Source organism: Kocuria sp. CCUG 69068, assembly GCF_020833785.1.
In the GTDB taxonomy this organism is placed as follows: domain Bacteria; phylum Actinomycetota; class Actinomycetes; order Actinomycetales; family Micrococcaceae; genus Kocuria; species Kocuria rosea.
Genome location: NZ_PDDL01000256.1, coordinates 1 through 902 on the forward strand (window position 1 = coordinate 1; position 902 = coordinate 902).

Annotated in this window: 1 protein-coding gene; it reads left to right on the forward strand. The window is 76.2% G+C overall.

Translation table 11 applies throughout. The features are described 5' to 3' along the window. Positions 1-902, forward strand: a 902-nt coding sequence (locus tag CRM73_RS19395) for an HAD-IC family P-type ATPase (protein ID WP_229588822.1), incomplete at both ends; no start/stop codon positions are given.

Genomic DNA, 902 nt, shown 5'->3' on the forward strand with positions numbered 1-902 from the left:
GGGACGGCCGAGTTCGACGAGTCCATGATCACCGGCGAGTCCAAGGCCGTCAGCCGGGCACCCGGCGACACGGTGGTCGCCGGGACCGTGGCCACCGACACCACCGTGCGCGTGCGGGTGGAGGCCGTCGGCGCCGACACCGCCCTGGCCGGGATCCAGCGGATGGTCGCGGCCGCCCAGGAGTCCTCCTCCCGGGCCCAGGCCCTGGCCGACCGCGCCGCCGCGCTGCTGTTCTGGTTCGCCCTGGCCGCCAGCATCCTCACCGCCGTCGCCTGGACGCTGCTGGGCAGTCCGGACGACGCGGTGATCCGGACCGTGACCGTGCTGGTCATCGCCTGCCCCCACGCCCTGGGCCTGGCGATCCCGCTGGTCATCGCGATCTCCACCGAGCGCGCGGCGAAGGCCGGGGTGCTGATCAAGGACCGGCTGGCCCTGGAGCGGATGCGCACCATCGACGTGGTGCTCTTCGACAAGACCGGCACCCTCACCGAGGGCGCGCACGCGGTCACCGGCGCGGTCCCGGTCCCCGGCACCTCGAAGGGAGAGCTCCTGGCGCTCGCGGCGGCGGCCGAGGCCGACAGCGAGCACCCCGTGGCCCGCGCCATCGTCACGGCGGCCGCCCAGGACCCCGAGGCGCAGCGGCTGGGCCTGCGCGGCACCGACCTCCGGTCGGCCACCGGCCGCGGCGTCCGCGCCACGGTCGACGGCGCCGAGATCACGGTCGGCGGACCCAACATGCTGCGCGAGCTCGGCCTGTCCACGCCCGCGACGATCACCGGGACCACCCGTGAGTGGGTGGCGCGCGGCGCCGGGGTGCTCCACGTCCTCCGGGACGGAGCGGTCATCGGCGCCCTGGCCCTGGAGGACAAGGTCCGCCCCGAGTCCCGCGCCGCCGTGGCCGC